This is a genomic window from Verminephrobacter aporrectodeae subsp. tuberculatae (genome assembly GCF_026127385.1).
Lineage (GTDB): Bacteria > Pseudomonadota > Gammaproteobacteria > Burkholderiales > Burkholderiaceae_C > Acidovorax > Acidovorax aporrectodeae.
Genome location: NZ_QZCX01000002.1, coordinates 970,668 through 987,238, shown reverse-complemented (window position 1 = coordinate 987,238; position 16,571 = coordinate 970,668). Strand labels below are relative to the sequence as shown.

14 protein-coding genes and 3 tRNA genes are annotated in these 16,571 nt (G+C 67.0%); 3 read left to right on the top strand and 14 right to left on the bottom strand.

Annotated features, from left to right (window positions below; all coding sequences use genetic code 11):
* Positions 1 to 75: 75 nt before the first annotated feature.
* The 7 genes from ndk to surE all read right to left on the bottom strand — a co-directional run bounded on the left by ndk (position 76) and on the right by surE (position 6,350).
* The gene (gene ndk, locus D5041_RS12525) at positions 76 to 501 is read right to left on the bottom strand and encodes a nucleoside-diphosphate kinase (RefSeq protein ID WP_265284862.1); all 426 of its coding nucleotides are present in this window, start codon (positions 499 to 501) and stop codon (positions 76 to 78) included.
* Between the two features lie 115 nt (positions 502 to 616).
* Complete coding sequence (locus D5041_RS12520; RefSeq protein WP_265284861.1) at positions 617 to 2,038, bottom strand: pseudouridine synthase; 1,422 nt, start codon at positions 2,036 to 2,038, stop codon at positions 617 to 619.
* Positions 2,035 to 2,700 (bottom strand): SMC-Scp complex subunit ScpB, encoded by a 666-nt coding sequence (scpB, locus tag D5041_RS12515; RefSeq protein ID WP_010100680.1) that lies wholly within the window; start codon positions 2,698 to 2,700, stop codon positions 2,035 to 2,037. The genes D5041_RS12520 and scpB overlap by 4 nt, the downstream gene beginning before the upstream one ends.
* Before the next feature lie 134 nt (positions 2,701 to 2,834).
* A complete protein-coding gene (locus D5041_RS12510) occupies positions 2,835 to 3,941 on the bottom strand; it encodes an RluA family pseudouridine synthase (RefSeq protein ID WP_010100682.1) in 1,107 nt (368 codons plus the stop codon).
* Entirely contained in the window at positions 3,898 to 4,803 is a 906-nt protein-coding gene (locus tag D5041_RS12505) for a peptidoglycan DD-metalloendopeptidase family protein (protein ID WP_265284860.1), read from the bottom strand. Before D5041_RS12505 ends, D5041_RS12510 begins: the two co-directional genes overlap by 44 nt.
* 15 nt (positions 4,804 to 4,818) lie before the next feature.
* Positions 4,819 to 5,559, bottom strand: coding sequence for a protein-L-isoaspartate(D-aspartate) O-methyltransferase (locus tag D5041_RS12500; protein WP_010100686.1), 741 nt, complete (start codon positions 5,557 to 5,559; stop codon positions 4,819 to 4,821).
* Complete coding sequence (gene surE, locus D5041_RS12495; protein ID WP_010100687.1) at positions 5,559 to 6,350, bottom strand: 5'/3'-nucleotidase SurE; 792 nt, start codon at positions 6,348 to 6,350, stop codon at positions 5,559 to 5,561. Before surE ends, D5041_RS12500 begins: the two co-directional genes overlap by 1 nt.
* Before the next feature lie 155 nt (positions 6,351 to 6,505).
* Here surE and D5041_RS12490 point away from each other — a divergent pair, with 155 nt between their 5' ends.
* From D5041_RS12490 to D5041_RS12480, 3 genes are all read left to right on the top strand, one after another.
* Complete coding sequence (locus tag D5041_RS12490; RefSeq protein WP_265284859.1) at positions 6,506 to 7,480, top strand: NADPH:quinone oxidoreductase family protein; 975 nt, start codon at positions 6,506 to 6,508, stop codon at positions 7,478 to 7,480.
* A gap of 197 nt (positions 7,481 to 7,677) precedes the next feature.
* Positions 7,678 to 10,035, top strand: coding sequence for a DNA topoisomerase IV subunit A (gene parC / locus D5041_RS12485; RefSeq protein ID WP_265284858.1), 2,358 nt, complete (start codon positions 7,678 to 7,680; stop codon positions 10,033 to 10,035).
* A 191-nt stretch (positions 10,036 to 10,226) separates the two neighbouring features.
* Entirely contained in the window at positions 10,227 to 12,017 is a 1,791-nt protein-coding gene (locus D5041_RS12480; RefSeq protein ID WP_265284857.1) for a methyl-accepting chemotaxis protein, read from the top strand.
* A 103-nt stretch (positions 12,018 to 12,120) separates the two neighbouring features.
* Here D5041_RS12480 and D5041_RS12475 read toward each other — a convergent pair whose 3' ends face one another.
* The 7 genes from D5041_RS12475 to gltX form a co-directional block, all read right to left on the bottom strand.
* Positions 12,121 to 12,579 carry a RidA family protein gene (locus D5041_RS12475; RefSeq protein WP_050809431.1) on the bottom strand — a complete coding sequence of 153 codons (459 nt, stop codon included), beginning with the start codon at positions 12,577 to 12,579 and terminating at the stop codon, positions 12,121 to 12,123.
* Between the two features lie 191 nt (positions 12,580 to 12,770).
* Positions 12,771 to 14,030: a type II toxin-antitoxin system HipA family toxin gene (locus D5041_RS12470; RefSeq protein WP_010100691.1), complete on the bottom strand. Its 1,260-nt coding sequence runs from the start codon at positions 14,028 to 14,030 to the stop codon at positions 12,771 to 12,773.
* Complete coding sequence (gene relB, locus D5041_RS12465; RefSeq protein ID WP_010100692.1) at positions 14,027 to 14,359, bottom strand: type II toxin-antitoxin system RelB family anti-toxin; 333 nt, start codon at positions 14,357 to 14,359, stop codon at positions 14,027 to 14,029. Before relB ends, D5041_RS12470 begins: the two co-directional genes overlap by 4 nt.
* Before the next feature lie 319 nt (positions 14,360 to 14,678).
* Positions 14,679 to 14,755 (bottom strand) — tRNA-Asp (locus tag D5041_RS12460).
* Positions 14,756 to 14,806: 51 nt separating this feature from the next.
* Positions 14,807 to 14,882, bottom strand: a tRNA-Glu gene (locus tag D5041_RS12455).
* Between the two features lie 30 nt (positions 14,883 to 14,912).
* A tRNA-Ala gene (locus D5041_RS12450) sits at positions 14,913 to 14,988 on the bottom strand.
* Between the two features lie 76 nt (positions 14,989 to 15,064).
* Positions 15,065 to 16,486, bottom strand: a complete 1,422-nt coding sequence (gltX, locus tag D5041_RS12445; RefSeq protein WP_265257171.1) for a glutamate--tRNA ligase — start codon at positions 16,484 to 16,486, stop codon at positions 15,065 to 15,067.
* Positions 16,487 to 16,571 lie beyond the last annotated feature (85 nt).

The window sequence follows — 16,571 nt, the reverse complement described above, 5'->3', positions numbered from 1 at the left end:
ACGCCATCGTCCCCATGGCGCGCGCATCCCGCGCTGCTGGCAGGATGCGGCATGGGAAACGACGGCATGGCGGTATCAGCGCGAGTAGATGCTCAGTCCCGGGAAGAAGAACGCGACCTCTGCCCGGGCAGTTTCCGCGGCGTCGGAGCCGTGCACCGCGTTCGCGTCGATGCTGTCGGCGAAGTCGGCGCGGATGGTGCCGGCTTCCGCCTTCCTGGGGTCCGTGGCACCCATGAGTTCGCGGTTCTTGAAAACCGCGTTTTCGCCTTCCAGGACCTGGATCATCACCGGACCGGAGACCATGAAGTCCACCAGATCCTTGAAAAAAGGGCGCTCCTTGTGCACGGCGTAGAACTGCTGCGCTTCCAGATGCGACAGGTGGGTCATGCGTGCTGCGACGATCTTCAGGCCAGCCGCTTCAAAGCGTGCGTAGATTTTTCCGATGACGTTCTTTGCCACTGCGTCGGGCTTGATGATGGAGAGGGTGCGCTCGATGGCCATGTGGGGGTTCCCTGATGATGAATATTGCGATGATGCCAAGTGGATTGCGTTGCGCTCGTCCGCCAAGCAAAGTCTCTGATTCTAACGATGCAGGCCCTGCATTGGACTCCCGGACTCAACGCCCGCCGCCGCGCCGGGGACCGCCGCCGCCACCGGGGCGGCGTTTGTCCTGGCGATGTCTCGACAGGCTGTCCCCGCCGATATAGCCCACGGAGGTTTTCATCGGATCCGGCTGCGCGGCTGCGCGCTGGCGCTCAGCGCCGCCGGCGTTGCCGCTGCGCGCGCCCGGCCCCGCGCCGTTGCGCCACGGCTTCTGGCCGCGGGGGCCGCCGGCGGCCGCGTCCTGCGGCCGGTCGCGCAGCGGCGCAGCGCCCATGCGGGGCCGGTTGCGCTGCTTGTTGGCAGCGCGCGCGCCCGCCCCGGGGCCTGCGCCCGCCAGCCCGGCACCCGCTGCCTGCGCGAGCGCACGAATATCCCCCTCGTCGAGTTCCAGCCAGGCGCCGCGCCTGAGGCCGCGCGGCAGCACCATGGCTCCGTAGCGGATGCGGATCAACCGGCTGACGGCGTGCCCCATCGATTCCAGCATGCGGCGCACCTCCCGGTTGCGTCCTTCGGAAAGGGTGACGCGGTACCAGCAGTTGGCGCCCTCCCCGCCGCCCTCCTCGATGGAACCGAAGCACGCGACGCCGTCGTCCAGGTGCACGCCGTCGAGGAGTTTTTGTTTTTCTTCGTTGCTCAGCGCACCGAGAACGCGCACCGCGTACTCACGCTCCAGCCCGAAGCGCGGGTGCATCAGCCGGTTCGCCAATTCACCGGAACTGGTAAATAGCAGCAAGCCCTCCGTGTTCAGGTCCAGGCGCCCCACGGATTGCCACTTGCCCTGCACCAGGCGCGGCAGCTTGCGAAACACCGTCGGCCGGTTCTGCGGGTCGTCGTGCGTCACCACCTCACCGGCAGGCTTGTGGTAGGCGATCACCCGCGCCGGGGGCGGATCGATGCGGTAGCGGATGGGCTGGCCGTTGACCTTGACCTGGTCTCCGAACTGTATGCGCTGTCCGATATGCGCCGGCTCATTGTTCACGGAGATGCGCCCTTCGAGAATGAGCTGCTCCATCTCGATCCGCGAGCCCAGCCCCGCCTGGGCCAGCACCTTGTGCAGCTTGGGTGTTTCCACCTGGGGCTGCAAGATCCGCTTGGCGGGCGGCACGCTGGGCGCAGCGTCGTCTTCGTCGAAGCGCCCCGACACCACGTCTTCAAACTGGTAGCCGGCAGGAGCCGCCGACCGGTGCGGCTCGCGTCTTGGACCCTCGGGTCGCGGCTTCCTGTCCCGGGGTGCTTGCGCGTCGGCTCGGTGCTCGCGCGGACCGGACCCCGCATCGGCAGGGGGTTCTTCGGCAGCACCATGCCCTGCGGGCGGGTCCATCGTGGTGGCCCGATCAGGCGCCGCAGCGTCCTGCACGGCAATGCGGGTCTCAGGCGGCGCCGCGCTGTCGATCTCTGGCGGCAGCAGCGGAATTTCAGGGGTCGAATCATTCATTGCGGTTTTCCCTGGACGCCTCCCGGGGCATCCACATGCTCGTCGCGGAGATGCGTCTCCGCATTCAGAAAAAAGTCGTCCACCGTCCGGGAACCCGTGCCATCGGCCGATGCGGCGGCAACCAGGGTCTGCAACCCGTGCCCGTCGCCCGGCAGGTCGTCGAGCAGCGGCAGTTGGTCCAGCGATTGCAATCCCAGGTCGTCCAGAAACTGGCGCGTCGTCGCAAACAGCGCGGGATGGCCCACGGTTTCCCTGTGCCCGATGACCTCGATCCAGCCCCGATCTTCCAATTGCTTGACGGTCAGGCTGTTCACCGTGACCCCCCGGATGTCCTCGATATCGCCGCGCGTGACCGGCTGGCGGTAAGCGATGATGGCCAGCGTTTCCATCGTCGCCCGCGTATAGCGCGGGGGCTTTTCGGGATGCAGCCTGTCCAGGTAGATGCGCATTTCGGGGCGGCTCTGAAAACGCCACCCCGTGGCCACCTGAACCAGTTCCACCCCGCGCGCAGTCCATTCGAACTGCAATTCCTGCAACAAGAGCTTGAGCGTATCGGCCCCCAGCGCGTCGTCGAACAGCACGCGCAGCGCGCGCAAGGGCACGGGCTGTTGCGCGCAGATCAACGCAGTTTCGAGGACCCGTTTGGCGTCCACCATGTTCATGGTTCAGCGATTCCTGGAAAGCGGCCACCGCGTTGCAGCGCGGTGGCATATCGACAGCAGGGGCAATCAGTGGCGTGGGTGGCGTGCCATGCAGGGGCGCTGGCACGACGCAGGAGCCCGGCGGGATTCCGTCTTCAGGCGGGGGCCGTTCCGGCCATCAGCGCGGCATTGTAACCTAGCCCCCAGGAGGCCAGAGCTTGCTGCATGTCCTCGGGCAGCGGTGCACGGAACTCCAGCGCCTGCCCCGTCACGGGATGCACGAAGGCCAGCCGCCAGGCGTGCAGCGCCTGGCGTTGCAGCGGCCCCAGGGGCGCTCCGCCGTACAGGCTGTCACCGACGAGGGGGTGCTTCAGAAAGGCCATGTGCACGCGTATCTGGTGCGTTCGCCCGGTGTGCAGGGTGCATTGCAGCCAGCATCCCCGATCCGTTCCATCGAGCCACAGGGCATCGGTGCGCGCGCTCTTTCCCGCATGGATCGCCAAGTCGACGACCGCCATGCGCAGGCGGTTGCGCGGATCGCGTCCGATGGGCGCGTCCACGCTCCGGCTCCCGGGGCCCGTCCAGGCGCCGTGGGCCAACGCCAGGTACTGGCGCTGGACCCTGCGCTGCGCGATCGCAGCGACCAGGGCGTCCATCGTGGCCCGGTCCCGGGCCACCACCATCAGGCCGCTGGTGTCCTTGTCGAGCCGGTGCACGATGCCCGCCCGGGGAAGCAGCAGCGCCCCTGCGTCACGCGCCAGCAGGCCATTGAGCAGGGTTGCGCTCCAGTTGCCGGGGGCGGGATGAACCACCAGACCTGCCGGTTTGTTCACGACCAGGAGTTGCGCATCCTCATACAGCACGTCGATGGCCATGGGTTCCGGCCGGAAGGCCTGGCTGTGCGCAGTGGGCCGCATTTCCAGCAGCACCCGGTCCCCGGCCTCGACGCGGGTGGCGGCTTTGCACACCGGCCTGCCATTGAGGCGGACCAGCCCCTGCGCCAGCAGTTGCTGGAGATAGCTGCGGGAAAACTCGGGAACCAAGTCCACCAGCGCCCGATCCAGGCGCGCACCGTGCTGCTGCGCGCCCAGTTCCATGGCGCGCAGCTCGCTTTCCACGGCGTCCGGCGCCTGCGGCTCGTCGGCGGGCAGGTCGTCATCCTCCGCGTCCGGTAGCCCGGCGTCGGCCTGCCCGCTGGCCGGGCAGGCCCCCCCGGGATCACCGGGCAGGCAGGTAGCGCGACGGATCGACGGGCTTGCCATGCCGGCGGATTTCAAAGTGCAGTTTCACGCGGTCGGCGTCGGTGCGGCCCATCTCGGCGATCTTCTGCCCCTTGCGCACGCTCTGCTCGTCCTTGACCAGCATGGCCTGGTTGTGCGCGTATGCCGTCAGGAACGCGTCGTTGTGCTGGATGACGATCAGGTTGCCGTACCCCCGCAGGCCGGCGCCGGCGTAGACGACCCGCCCGTCGGCGGCGGCCAGTACCGGATCGCCCGCCTTGCCGCCAATGTCATAGCCCTTGTTGCGCGCCTCGTCAAAGCCGGCAATCAGCGTTCCCGATGCGGGCCATGCGAAGGCCATGCCGTTTTCGCCCGCAGACGCAGCGGGTGCGGGAACGGTGGGCGCCACGGCCACCACCGTTCCCGGAGCCGGAGCCGGTGAGGCCGCAGGCTTGGGGGCGGGAGGGCTTGCGGCTGCCGCAGGCACCACGCTCGACGCGGCAACAGGCCGTGTCACCACGCCGGATGCAGATGCGGGTGCGGGTGCGGGTGCGGGCGTGGACGCAGCGGCTGGGGGCGGCACGACGCGCAGCACCTGGTCGACCTCGATCCGATCGGCGTTTTCCAAGTCGTTCCAGCGGGCGATGTCCTTCCAGCCCTGGCCCGACTCCAGACCGATGCGGATCAGGGTGTCGCCCGGTTTCACCGTGTAGTAGCCCGGTTTGCCCGCGTTTTCGGCGCCAGGCAAGGGCTTGGCGGCGGCCAGTTGCGGTGCCGGTGTCGAGGACGAAGCAGTGCCCCGATCTTCCACCGGAGCCTGGGTCAGCCGGGTTCCACAGCCACAGAGCACAAGACCCGCGACTGCCGCGGCGAGCCCCGGAGCGAGAGCACGCGATACGAACATAAGCAATTTCCCGTTTCAAGCGATCCCCGATTTTAGAAGGACGAAATGGACCGGCTCGAGAACGCTTTGTTTCAACCCCTGCGCGGTTTTGTCGATGACGAGCAACATCTGCTGCCTTCCCGTCAAGGCCATCGGGGCCACCAACCGCCCGCCCACCGCGAGTTGCTCGCACCAGGACGGGGGCACGGCGTCGCCGCCCGCAGCGGCAATGATGGCCGCATACGGCGCGCCCCTGGCGTAGCCCAGCATGCCATCGCCAAACAGCAGGTGAACATTCGTGAGGCGAAACGGCCGCAGATTCTCGCGCGCCTTGTCGTACAGGCCATGCAGCCGCTCCAGCGTGTACACCTCGCGCGCCAGCAGACTCAGCACCGCGGCCTGGTAGCCGCAGCCGGTGCCGATTTCGAGCACACGCCCCAACCCGCCCGTGCGGGCCCCTTCGGCGCCGAGCAGCAATTCGCACATGCGCGCGACCGCATACGGCTTGGAGATGGTCTGCCCCAGCCCGATCGGCAGGCTGGTGTCTTCGTAGGCCTGCGTGGCGAGCGCGCCATCAACGAACCGATGGCGCTCCACGGTGCCCATCGCCCGCAACACTGCGGCGGACGCGATGCCGCCGGCCGCGAGCTTTTGCACCATGCGCGCCCTGACCGCCGAGAAATCCAGCCCCGGCCCCACGGGCCTCGGTGCGCGCGGCGCGCCGCCCGGTCCGGGCAGTCCCGCGAGGCGGGCCGGAAACCCGGGTCGGCGCTGCATCACGCCCCGGGGACGGTGGTCGCCCCTGCCGCGAACCGGGACACCGTCCGCGCCCAATCACCGAGCCCGTCGTGATCGGTCAGATCGACCTTCAGCGGCGTGATCGACACATGGCCTTGCGCCGTGGCGTAGAAGTCCGTTCCTTCGGCGCCGTCCTTCGCGGCCCCGGCCCCGCCGATCCAGTACATGGCCTCCCCGCGGGGGTTTTCCTGCACGATCACGCGCTCTGCCGCGTGGCGCCGCCCGAGGCGGCAGAGTTTGATGGAGCCCAGCGCATCCAGCGGCATGTTGGGGATGTTCACATTCAGCAGCCACGGCGTCGTCTCGTTCACGAGATGCTGCACGCGCATCTGCGCCACGATCTCGCGCGCCTTGGCCGCCGCCGCGTCGATTTCGACCCAGCCCTTGTCCACCTGGGAGAAGGCGATCGCGGGGACGCCGAACAGGTAGCCCTCCATGGCCGCGCCCACGGTGCCGGAATAAATGGTGTCGTCGCCCATGTTGGCGCCATTGTTGATTCCCGAGACCACCAGATCGGGCCGGTAGCCCAGCAGGCCCGTGAGCGCGATGTGCACGCAGTCCGCGGGCGTGCCGTTCACATACCGGAAACCGTTGTGCGCCCGGTGCACGGACAGCGGCGAATGCAGGGTCAGCGCGTTCGACTTGGCGCTGTTGTTGTGCTCGGGCGCGACGACATCCACCGCCACCCCCTCCAGGGTCTTGAGCGCAGCGTGCAAGGCCACGATGCCGGGGGCCTGGTAGCCGTCGTCGTTGGAAATCAGGATTTTCATGGGTTGCTGCAAGGATTGCAGCGGATTGTAGGTGCGGCATGCCGACGGCACGCTGCGTCCCGTCGGACAAGCCCGTCGCCCGGGGGACATCGCAGGCCGGGGAAGCGCGCCTATCATGCGGCCCCTCCCTTGGGAACAAAACAGGAGATACCCCCATGCACGCTTGGCTCTGCACCGAACCCACAGGCGTCGAAGCGCTGACCTGGACCGAACTGCCCACGCCCGTGCCCCAGGCCGGCGAGGTGCTGATCGAGATCCGGGCCGCGAGTCTGAATTTCCCCGACCTGCTGATCGTGCAAAACAAGTACCAGATGAAACCGCCCCTGCCTTTTGTTCCGGGATCGGAATACGCCGGCAGGGTCGCGGCGCTGGGCGACGGCGTCACGCAGCTGCGGGTGGGACAGGACGTGGCCTGCCTGACGGGCACCGGTGGGTTTGCCACCCACGCCATCGCCCGTGCGGCCCTGTGCCTGCCTTTGCCGGCCGATTTTCCGCATGCCGACGCCGCCGCGTTCACCATGATCTACGCCACCTCGCACCATGCGCTGGTGGATCGCGCACGGCTCAGGGCGGGCGAGACCGTGCTCGTGCTGGGAGCCGCCGGCGGCGTGGGAACGGCTGCGATCCAGATCGCCAAGGCCATGGGCGCGCGCGTCATCGCCGCGGCCTCCAGCGAGGCCAAATGCACGCTGTGCCGATCCATCGGCGCAGACGCCAGCATCCACTACGGCAAGGAAAACCTGCGCGAGGCCATCGGGGCGCTCACCGACGGCAAGGGCCCCGACGTGGTCTACGACCCCGTCGGCGGCGAGCTTACCGAGCCCGCCTTCCGCTCCATCGCCTGGCGCGGCCGCTACCTGGTGGTGGGCTTTGCCTCCGGCCCGATCCCGTCCCTGCCCTTGAACCTGGCCCTGCTCAAGGGCGCGTCCATCGTGGGCGTTTTCTGGGGCGAGTTCTCCAGGCGCGAACCCCAGGCCAACGCCGCCATGCTCGGCGAGTTGGTGCAGTGGTACGCGCAGGGCCGGATCCGGCCCGTGATCGACCGCAGCATGCCCATGGCGCAACTGCCCGCAGCCTACGCCTGCATGGGTTCGCGCGAGGTGATGGGCAAGCTCGTGATGGTGAATTGAAGAAAACACCCCCCGAGTGCCTGCGGTACTCCCCCCTCAGAAGGGCGACACCCGCAGCCTGACCAGGTAGCGCCCGTTGCGTGCGCCGTGGGTGGCGCGCAGCGCCATGAAAGCATGTGCTACCGTGCCGGGCCTGCGCGCCCAGCCATGCGGCGCAGACCCCGCAACGCAACCCGAATGCAACCGACAACCAACGAATGAGCGCGCAATCCACTCTTGATTTCCCTCCCCCGGGCAACGACGGGGGCGATGGCCTGGGCCTGGCGGACTATGCCCAGCGGGCCTACCTCGAATACGCGCTGTCCGTCGTCAAGGGCCGCGCCTTGCCCGATGTCTGCGACGGCCTCAAGCCCGTGCAGCGGCGCATCCTGTACGCCATGGAGCGCATGGACCTGGGCTACGGCGGCCCCACGCGCAGCACGGCGGCGAAACCCGTCAAAAGCGCCCGCGTGGTGGGCGACGTGCTGGGGCGCTTTCACCCGCACGGCGACCAGTCGGCCTACGACGCGCTGGTGCGCATGGCGCAGGACTTTGCGCAGCGCTACCCGCTGATCGACGGCCAGGGCAACTTCGGCAGCCGCGACGGCGACGGCGCCGCCGCCATGCGCTACACCGAGGCGCGGCTGGCGCGCATCACCGGCCTGCTGCTCGACGAAATCGACGAAGGCACGGTCGACTTCATGCCCAACTACGACGGCAGCACCGAGGAGCCGCGCCAGCTGCCCGCGCGCCTGCCGTTTGTGCTGCTCAATGGCGCCAGCGGCATCGCCGTGGGCCTGGCCACGGAAATCCCGAGCCACAACCTGCGCGAAATCGCGGACGCCTGCATCGCCTTGATCAAGACGCCCGCGCTCGCGCAGGAAGACCTGCTGGCGCTGATTCCCGGCCCGGACTACCCCGGTGGCGGCCAGATCATCAGCAGCGCCGCAGACATTGCCGAGGCCTACCGCAGCGGCCGCGGCAGCCTCAAGGTGCGGGCGCGCTGGCGGATCGAGGAACTCGCGCGCGGCCAATGGCAGTTGGTCGTGGGCGAACTCCCGCCCGGCGTGAGCACGCAGCGTGTGCTCGAAGAAATCGAGGACATCACCAACCCCAAGGTCAAGACCGGCAAGAAAGCACTCAGCCAGGAACAGACCCAGCTCAAGGCAAGCCTGCTGGCCGTTCTCGACTTGGTGCGCGACGAGTCGGGAAAGGACGCCCCGGTGCGTCTGGTGTTCGAGCCCAAGACGGGCAAAACGCCGCAGCAGGAACTGCTCGGCACGCTGCTGGCGCACACCAGCCTGGAGACCTCCGCGCCGATCAACCTCACCATGGTGGGGCTCGACGGCCGACCGGTGCAAAAGTCGCTGCGCCTGATGCTCGAAGAATGGATCACCTTTCGCCAGAGCACCATCACGCGCCGCTCGCAGTACCGCCTGGACAAGGTGCTCGAGCGCATCCACATCCTCGAAGGGCGGCAGACCGTTCTGCTCCACATCGACGAGGTGATCGCCATCATTCGCCAGGCCGACGAGCCCAAGGCCGCGCTGATCGCGCGCTTTCATCTGAGCGAGCGCCAGGCCGAAGACATCCTGGAAATCCGCCTGCGCCAGCTCGCGCGGCTCGAAGCCATCCGCATCGGGCAGGAGCTCACGCAACTGCGCGAAAGCCAGGGCAAGCTCGAAGACATCCTGAACAACCCCGGCGCGCTGCGCCGCAGCATGATCAAGGAAATCGAGGCCGACGCCAAGACCTTTGCCGACCCGCGCCGCACCCTGATCCAGGCTGAAAAAAAGGCCATTGCCGAAGTCCGGGTGGTGGACGAACCGGTGACCGTGGTGGTCTCGCAAAAGGGCTGGGTGCGCGCGCGCAGCGGTCATGGGCACGAGGCCGCCAGCTTTGTCTTCAAGGCCGGCGACGGGCTCTACGGCACGTTCGAATGCCGCACGGTGGACAGCCTGCTGGCCTTTGGCAGCAACGGCCGCGTGTACTCGGTCGCCGTGGCGCTGCTGCCCGGCGCGCGCGGGGATGGTCAGCCCGTGACCACGCTCATCGATCTGGAGGCCGGAACCCGGTTGCTGCACTACTTTGCCGGCCCCGCGCATGCCCTGCTGCTGCTGTCGGGCTCGGGCGGCTACGGCTTTCTGGCGCCGCTGGAGAACCTGCTGTCGCGCCAAAAGGGCGGCAAAGCCTTTCTCACGCTGGGCGAGGGCGAGACGCTGTGCGCGCCCTCGCACGCTGCGGGCAGCACCGGCAGCCAGCCCCTGCCGCCCGCCACGCATGTGGTCTGCGCCTCCACGGGCGGGCGCATCCTGGCGTTCGAGATCGGCGAACTCAAGACCATGGCCAACGGCGGTCGCGGGCTGATGCTCATCGACCTGGACGCCAAGGACAGCCTGGCGGGCGCCGCCGCGTATGCGCGCAGCGTCCGGATCGACGGCCTGGGCCGGGGCGGCAAGCCGCGCACCGAAACGCTGGAACTGCGCTCGCTGAACAACGCCCGCGCCGCACGCGGGCGCAAGGGAAAGGCGGCGGACCTGGGCTTCAAGCCGTCGGCCGTGGCGCGCGTGGAGTAAACACGGGTAACACTTGGGCGCTGCCGCAGGCCGCACCGGACACGCCGTCTCCAAGGGGGCCATGCCCTTGCAGCCCGGACCGGCGCCTGCGCCAGGCCGGGATTGCCCCGGCTGCTGCGTTGTCGGCCGGGTGCGGGCGTGAAAGAATGCACGCCATTTGCACACAGGCACGTTCTGGCAGGAGACACACCATGCACACACGCTTTCGGATGGCGCACAAACTCTGGTTGGCGGTGCTTCTGATCGTGGTCTTGCTGGTCGCCGTGCTGGGTATTTCCGGCTATCGATTGGTCCAGGTGCAGGCCCAAGCCGACGCCGTGGCCAATGACATGACAGCCCGCGTGCAGGCAGCGTTGCGCTGGTCCGGCCTGGTCGAAGTCAATGTCGCACGGACCCGGATCCTGATCGCCAGCCCCGACCCGGCGCTCGAAGCGCAATTCAAGGCGACGATGGTCGCCACCTCGGCGCAGATCACCGAGGTGCAGAAGTCGCTCCAGGCGATGGCGCTGACCGACGCCGACAAAGCGCAGATGGCGAAGATCGCCGAAGTGCGCAAGGTCTCCGTGGGTCTGCGTGACCAGGCCCTCAAGCTCAAAAGCGAGGACCGGTCAGAGCAGGCGCAGACCGTGATCGAGCAGTCCTACAACCCCGCCATCGACATCTATCTGCAGTCGCTGCGGGACTTTGTGCAGCAGCAACAGAAAAACGCGCAGACCCGGCAGCAGGAGATGGCCGCCATGCGCACGCTGACCCTGAAGATCGCCACCGTCGCAGTGGTCTTGCTGCTGCTGACCATCGTCGTCGGTGCCTACTACCTGATCGGCAGCATCCAGCGTCCGCTCGCGCAAGCCAACGGGCTGGTCGAACGCATCGCGGGCGGCGACCTGAGCCTGCAGGAATCCGTGACGCGCGCCGACGAGTTCGGCGACCTGCTGCGCTCGCTCTACGCCATGAGCAACGCCCTGGGCCGCATGGTGCACCAGGTGCGACTGAGCACCGACAGCATTGCGCTCGCCAGCGCCGAGATCGCCACCGGCAATCAGGACCTGTCGCAGCGCACGGAGCAGACTTCGAGCGACCTGCAACAGACGGCTGCCACGATGGAGGAATTCACCAGCACCATCGAGCAAAGCGCAAGCAGTGCGCAGCAGGCCAGCAGCCTGGCCGCCGGAGCCACGGGCGTGGCGCGCAAGGGCGGCGAGGTGGTCACGCAGGTGGTGGCCACGATGGAGGACATCAACCACAGCAGCAAGAAGATTGCGGACATCATCGGCGTCATCGACGGCATTGCGTTCCAGACGAATATCCTGGCGCTGAACGCGGCCGTCGAGGCCGCGCGCGCAGGCGAGCAGGGGCGCGGATTTGCCGTGGTGGCATCCGAAGTGCGCAGCCTTGCGCAGCGCAGCGCCGAGGCGGCCAAAGAGATCAAGCAGCTCATCAGTGCCTCGGTGGAGAAGGTCGAGACCGGCTCCCGGCTGGTATCGGACGCGGGGACCACCATGACCGACATCGTGCAGTCGGTGCAGCGCGTGACCGACATGATCGGCGAAATCACGGCCGCTTCCTCCGAGCAGAGCACGGGCGTGTCGCAGGTGAACAAGGCCATCGGCAACCTCGACCAGATGACACAGCAGAATGCGGCGCTGGTGGAACAAAGCGCCGCCGCCGCGCAGAGTCTGCGCGAGCAGGCGGACCACCTCGCGCGCGAGGTGTCGATGTTCAAGGTAAACGCCGCAAGCTATGGCCCTGCGCAAGCCGCCATCGATGCGGCGCGCGTGACCTCCGCCATGCAATCGCCGCCCCGGCCCGCCAAGCCCGCACCGGGCCTGGCGCCCAAAGCGGCACCGCGGCGCCTGGGCACCGCCACTGCGGCCCCCCCGGGGACGAAGGTGGCCCGCGCGCCAGCCCTGTCGGGAAAGGCCGGCAGCGGCAAACCGGCAACGGTCAAGCAGGGCTCGGAAGAGGAGTGGGAGTCGTTCTGATTGCGCGTCGCGGGCTACTACACACTGGCCACGACCAGCGTGCCGCTTGCCTGCGTGCACCAAACCGCCTCGTTCGATGCCCACCCTCTCCTCTGGCCGGATCTCAGACCAGTTCAGCGATCATCTCGATTTCCACGCAGGCGCCCAAGGGAATCTGCGCGACGCCAAAGGCGCTGCGCGCATGCACGCCCTGGGCGCCAAACACCTGACCGAACAATTCGCTGGCGCCGTTGGTCACGAGGTGCTGCTCCGTGAAGTCGCCCGTGGAATTCACCAGGCTCATGAGCTTGACGATGCGCTTGACGCGGTTCAGATCACCGCCGCAGGCCGCTTGCAGCGTCGCCATCAGGTCGATGGCCACGGCGCGCGCTGCGCTCCGGCCTTCTTCCGTGCCGATGTCGCGGCCAAACTGCGCAACCCAGGGTTTGCCGTCCTTGCGCGCGATATGTCCGGTCAGGAACACCAGATTTCCCGTCTGCACATACGGCACGTACGCTCCCACGGGCGCCGACACGGGCGGCAGGGTGATGTCGAGTTCTTTCAGCTTGTCATACACGTTCATGGTCGTCCTCTACAGGAAGTGGGTCATTGGGAAGTGACGGGGTGCCGACGGCATGCGCCAGCGCCGCGTCCAGGCAAGTGTTGCATAGCTGGCCGCAGCCTTGGCTGCTGCCCACCCTGCTCGCATTCGGGGTTGGGACTCACGGCCCCCCGCAAGGCATGCCGTTCTCCTCTCGTGCAGGCTGCGTTCGCTCATGCCTGATGCAGTTTGCTGGCCAGGATGTGCGCTTCGACCTTGCGTGTCAGGTGCACGGGCACGCCGGCCGCGGCAAAGTGGGCTTGCCATGCGTCCAGCACACGGCGGGCCGTGCTGCGGACTTCGTCCAACAGGTCTTCGCATACCTGGTCATGCAATCCGATGCGGGTGAACAGCGCGGCAAAGGTGTCCAGACCGATCATGTCGAAGCGTTTGACGCCCGCCATGTTGAGGGCAATGGACGTGTCGTGGGTGGTGTAGGCCACCGTTGACACCAGGTCGTAGGCCGGGGCCAAGCGTGGCCGCTTCGGATCGTCGTAGAGGAGCGACCAGTTCTTGATGTGGGCGTCTCCGTTGCCCAGCAGGACGTTGAGCACCAGCCGACGCGTCATCTCCTTGAGGTCTGGCAGACCGCCCGCATAGCGCAGCAGCGTGAGCGCGATCATGTCGTAGTTGACCCGGCCGTACTTCTGCGTGGGGCGCAGGTTGAAGACCTGGGCAAAGTCCTCGACGTGCCTGCGACCGCCTTCGGGTCGGTCGAAGCGCCAGATCGCGTAGAACGGTTCGCCTTGCCGGTAGCCGGACATGTCGGGCAGGCCGTCGATCTGCTGCGGCGACAGCAGCGCCACCTCCGGCACGTCGATGCCGACGGCACGCGCGGTTTCCATCGTCGCTGCCTCGACCTGTGGCAAAGCCTCGAAATCCCCGAACGGCGGCTTCACGATGTAGTTGCCCAGGCTGCCGCCGGTGTTGAGCGTGTAGCGCTTGCCCTGGCGCAGCATGGAAAACTTCATCTGCATGCCGCCGAGCGAGAACTTCAACTCGGCCAGTTCTTCGGCCGCCGATGAGAGCGGCAGGCCGCGTTTCAGGCGCAGATGGTCGGGCGTGTCTGCGGGCACCAGCACCACGGCGCCGGGAAGGTCGTACCCGAGCGCGGCCAGCAGGAGGAACTCACGGTCCTCATGGACCTTGAGCCGCCGGGCGATGCGGCTGCGCAGGCCACCTTCGGGCAGCAGGTTCGAGAAGAAGGGCGGCGCCTTGATCGACGCAGACTTGTGTCGCTCATCGCGCAGCAGCGTCCGTGTCTGCGCCTCGTCACCTGGGCGGGCCATGGACAGCGTGAGGATGGGACGCGAGGAGCCAAGGTCCAGGAAGTCGTCGCTGACGACAAAGACCGTCTTCTCGTCCGGGTAGTGCGTCAGGTAGCCGACCCGCAGATCACCCAGGCGCACTTCCAGAGACTGCACGGTGCTCATTGCGGGTCCCTCAGATGGTCGAATTCGGTCAACAGATCTGACGGCGTTGATTGCGGGGCAGCCGAGATCAGATTGCCGAAAGACGGTCTCGGCTGGAGCAGCGCGGCTTGCCCGAGAGGAAGGAACGCCACTTCGAGGCCCAGCGATGCCGCGTAGGTGAGGAGGGTGTCCAGCGTGACATCAAGGCCGTTCTCAATCTTCGAAACGGTGCCCTGGCGCATGTTTTTCACCCGGCCCTGGGACAGCCCCGCCACCTCGCGGGCACGGCGCAGCTGCTGGCCCAGCAAGGCAAGCGTTTCTGGATTGCGGATGCGCACTGGCGGCTTCATGCGGGGTCGGTGATACGGGATCGCGGTTAATTCCCTTCATTCTATACACAAGTATGGATTTTCTGGACAGGATTAGTCGATATAACGTATAGATTGGCTCGCCAGCAGGATGAGCAAGGACTGCGCATGCCCGGTTCGGTACTCCGCGACCTCGTGGCGGGGAAACGGGGATATCGAGCACCTCAGGGCGCTCCCGTATCAGACGATGGTGGTGGGCTTGCGCTGCGGCTGTTCCCGGGTGGACCGGGTGCGCAACGCAAAACAGCCACCCGAACGTGGCTGTTTTGTCTTTCAAATCAACGACTTGGAAGAAGTCGGATGGCGGAGTGGACGGGACTCGAACCCGCGACCCCCGGCGTGACAGGCCGGTATTCTAACCAACTGAACTACCACTCCTGGCAGGCAGCTTTCGCTTGCATCCCGCGACACAAGCCAAGCGCTACAACTTGGTGACCCTACGGGGATTCGAACCCCGGTACTCACCGTGAAAGGGTGATGTCCTAGGCCTCTAGACGATAGGGTCAAAACCTTGGAACGAACTATTGACAAACCCTGGTGGAGGTAACCGGGATCGAACCGATGACCTCTTGCATGCCATGCAAGCGCTCTCCCAACTGAGCTATACCCCCCAACCAATGAAAAATCCGATGACTTCAAGCGCGTCTGCACCTGTCATCATCAGAGCCGCGTATTGTAGATGGATTTTCAGCGGTTTCGCAAGCGTGCCACAACTTTTTCGCGCCCGACGAGTTCCAGCACGGCGTCGACCGATGGCGTATGCGCCGTACCCACGGTCAGTACCCGCGCAGGCATCGCCAACCGGGGCATCTTCAGATCCTGGGCGGCAAGCACCTGCTTGAATGCGGCGCCAATGGATTGCCGGTCCCAGGCGCATGCGGTCAGCGCGTCGGCCAGGGCGTCGAGCGCGGGAGCGATGTCCTCGGTGACGTGCTGGGCACGCTCTGCCTGCGCCGGCGCGACTTCGCCATAGAACACATGGGCCCAGTTGGCGAGGGCCAGCGTCGTGTCGCAGCGGTCCTTGAACAGGGCGCAGATCCGGGGGAGTCGGCCGTCGGTCAGCGCTTGCGCCGAAACCCCCTGCTGCTGCAACTGCGGTGCAAGCAGCGCGGCCAGCGCATCGTCGGCCATGGCCTTGAGATGCTGGGCGTTGACCCAGCGCAGTTTGGCCTCGTCGAACTGCGCTGCGCTGCGGCCCAGGTGATCGAGGTCGAACCAGCACAGGAGTTGCTCTCGGCTGAAGATCTCGTCGTCACCGTGGCTCCAACCCAGGCGCGCCAGGTAGTTCAGCAGCGCATCGGGCAGATAGCCTTCGTCGCGGTAGTGCGTCACGGGCTTGGCGCCATTGCGCTTGCTCATCTTTTCGCCGTGCTCATCGAGCACCGTGGGCAGGTGGGCGTACACCGGCGGCTCCTTGCCCAGTGCGCGGAAGATGTTGATCTGGCGCGGCGTGTTGTTCACATGGTCGTCGCCGCGGATCACGTGGGTGATGCGCATGTCGATGTCGTCGACCACCACGCAGAAGTTGTAGGTGGGGGTGCCGTCGGGGCGCGCAATCACGAGGTCATCGAGTTCGTCGTTGCGGATCTCGACGCGGCCCTTGACCTTGTCGTCCCACGCCACCACGCCGCCTTGCGGGTTCCTGAAGCGCAGCACGGGCTGCACGCCAGCGGGAACGGGCGGCAGGCTCTTGCCGTCCTCGGGGCGCCAGGTTCCGTCGTAGCGCGGCTTCTCTTTGTCCGCCAACTGCCTTGCGCGCAGCGCGTCGAGTTCTTCCACGCCCATGTAGCAGGGGTACACATGGCCTGCGGCCTGGAGATCCGCGAGCGCGGCCCGGTAGCGGTCCATGCGCTGCATCTGGTAGAACGGGCCTTCGTCCGGCACCATTCCCAGCCACTGCAGGCCGTCCAGAATGACGTCCACGGCCGCCTGGCTGGAGCGCTGCACATCCGTGTCTTCGATGCGCAGGATGAAGTCCCCGCCCGTGGCGCGGGCAAACGCCCAGGGGTAGAGCGCTGAACGGATGTTGCCCAGGTGGATGAATCCCGTGGGCGAGGGAGCGAAGCGGGTGCGCACGCGGCCCGCGCTGGATGAGGTGGTTTCAGTCATGTCAAACCGATGGTGCAGGCGGCTTGCCTTTCGGAGCCGGTTTCAGGATTCATTTTGCCCAAGGGCGTTCGTGGCGCCACCGCCC

Coding starts and splice junctions, on each gene's coding strand:
- ndk (WP_265284862.1), bottom strand. CDS start 501: ATGGCCATCGAGCGCACCCTCTCCATCATCAAGCCCGACGCAGTGGCA.
- D5041_RS12520 (WP_265284861.1), bottom strand. CDS start 2,038: ATGAATGATTCGACCCCTGAAATTCCGCTGCTGCCGCCAGAGATCGAC.
- scpB (WP_010100680.1), bottom strand. CDS start 2,700: ATGAACATGGTGGACGCCAAACGGGTCCTCGAAACTGCGTTGATCTGC.
- D5041_RS12510 (WP_010100682.1), bottom strand. CDS start 3,941: ATGGCAAGCCCGTCGATCCGTCGCGCTACCTGCCTGCCCGGTGATCCC.
- D5041_RS12505 (WP_265284860.1), bottom strand. CDS start 4,803: ATGTTCGTATCGCGTGCTCTCGCTCCGGGGCTCGCCGCGGCAGTCGCG.
- D5041_RS12500 (WP_010100686.1), bottom strand. CDS start 5,559: ATGCAGCGCCGACCCGGGTTTCCGGCCCGCCTCGCGGGACTGCCCGGA.
- surE (WP_010100687.1), bottom strand. CDS start 6,350: ATGAAAATCCTGATTTCCAACGACGACGGCTACCAGGCCCCCGGCATC.
- D5041_RS12490 (WP_265284859.1), top strand. CDS start 6,506: ATGCACGCTTGGCTCTGCACCGAACCCACAGGCGTCGAAGCGCTGACC.
- parC (WP_265284858.1), top strand. CDS start 7,678: ATGAGCGCGCAATCCACTCTTGATTTCCCTCCCCCGGGCAACGACGGG.
- D5041_RS12480 (WP_265284857.1), top strand. CDS start 10,227: ATGCACACACGCTTTCGGATGGCGCACAAACTCTGGTTGGCGGTGCTT.
- D5041_RS12475 (WP_050809431.1), bottom strand. CDS start 12,579: ATGAACGTGTATGACAAGCTGAAAGAACTCGACATCACCCTGCCGCCC.
- D5041_RS12470 (WP_010100691.1), bottom strand. CDS start 14,030: ATGAGCACCGTGCAGTCTCTGGAAGTGCGCCTGGGTGATCTGCGGGTC.
- relB (WP_010100692.1), bottom strand. CDS start 14,359: ATGAAGCCGCCAGTGCGCATCCGCAATCCAGAAACGCTTGCCTTGCTG.
- gltX (WP_265257171.1), bottom strand. CDS start 16,486: ATGACTGAAACCACCTCATCCAGCGCGGGCCGCGTGCGCACCCGCTTC.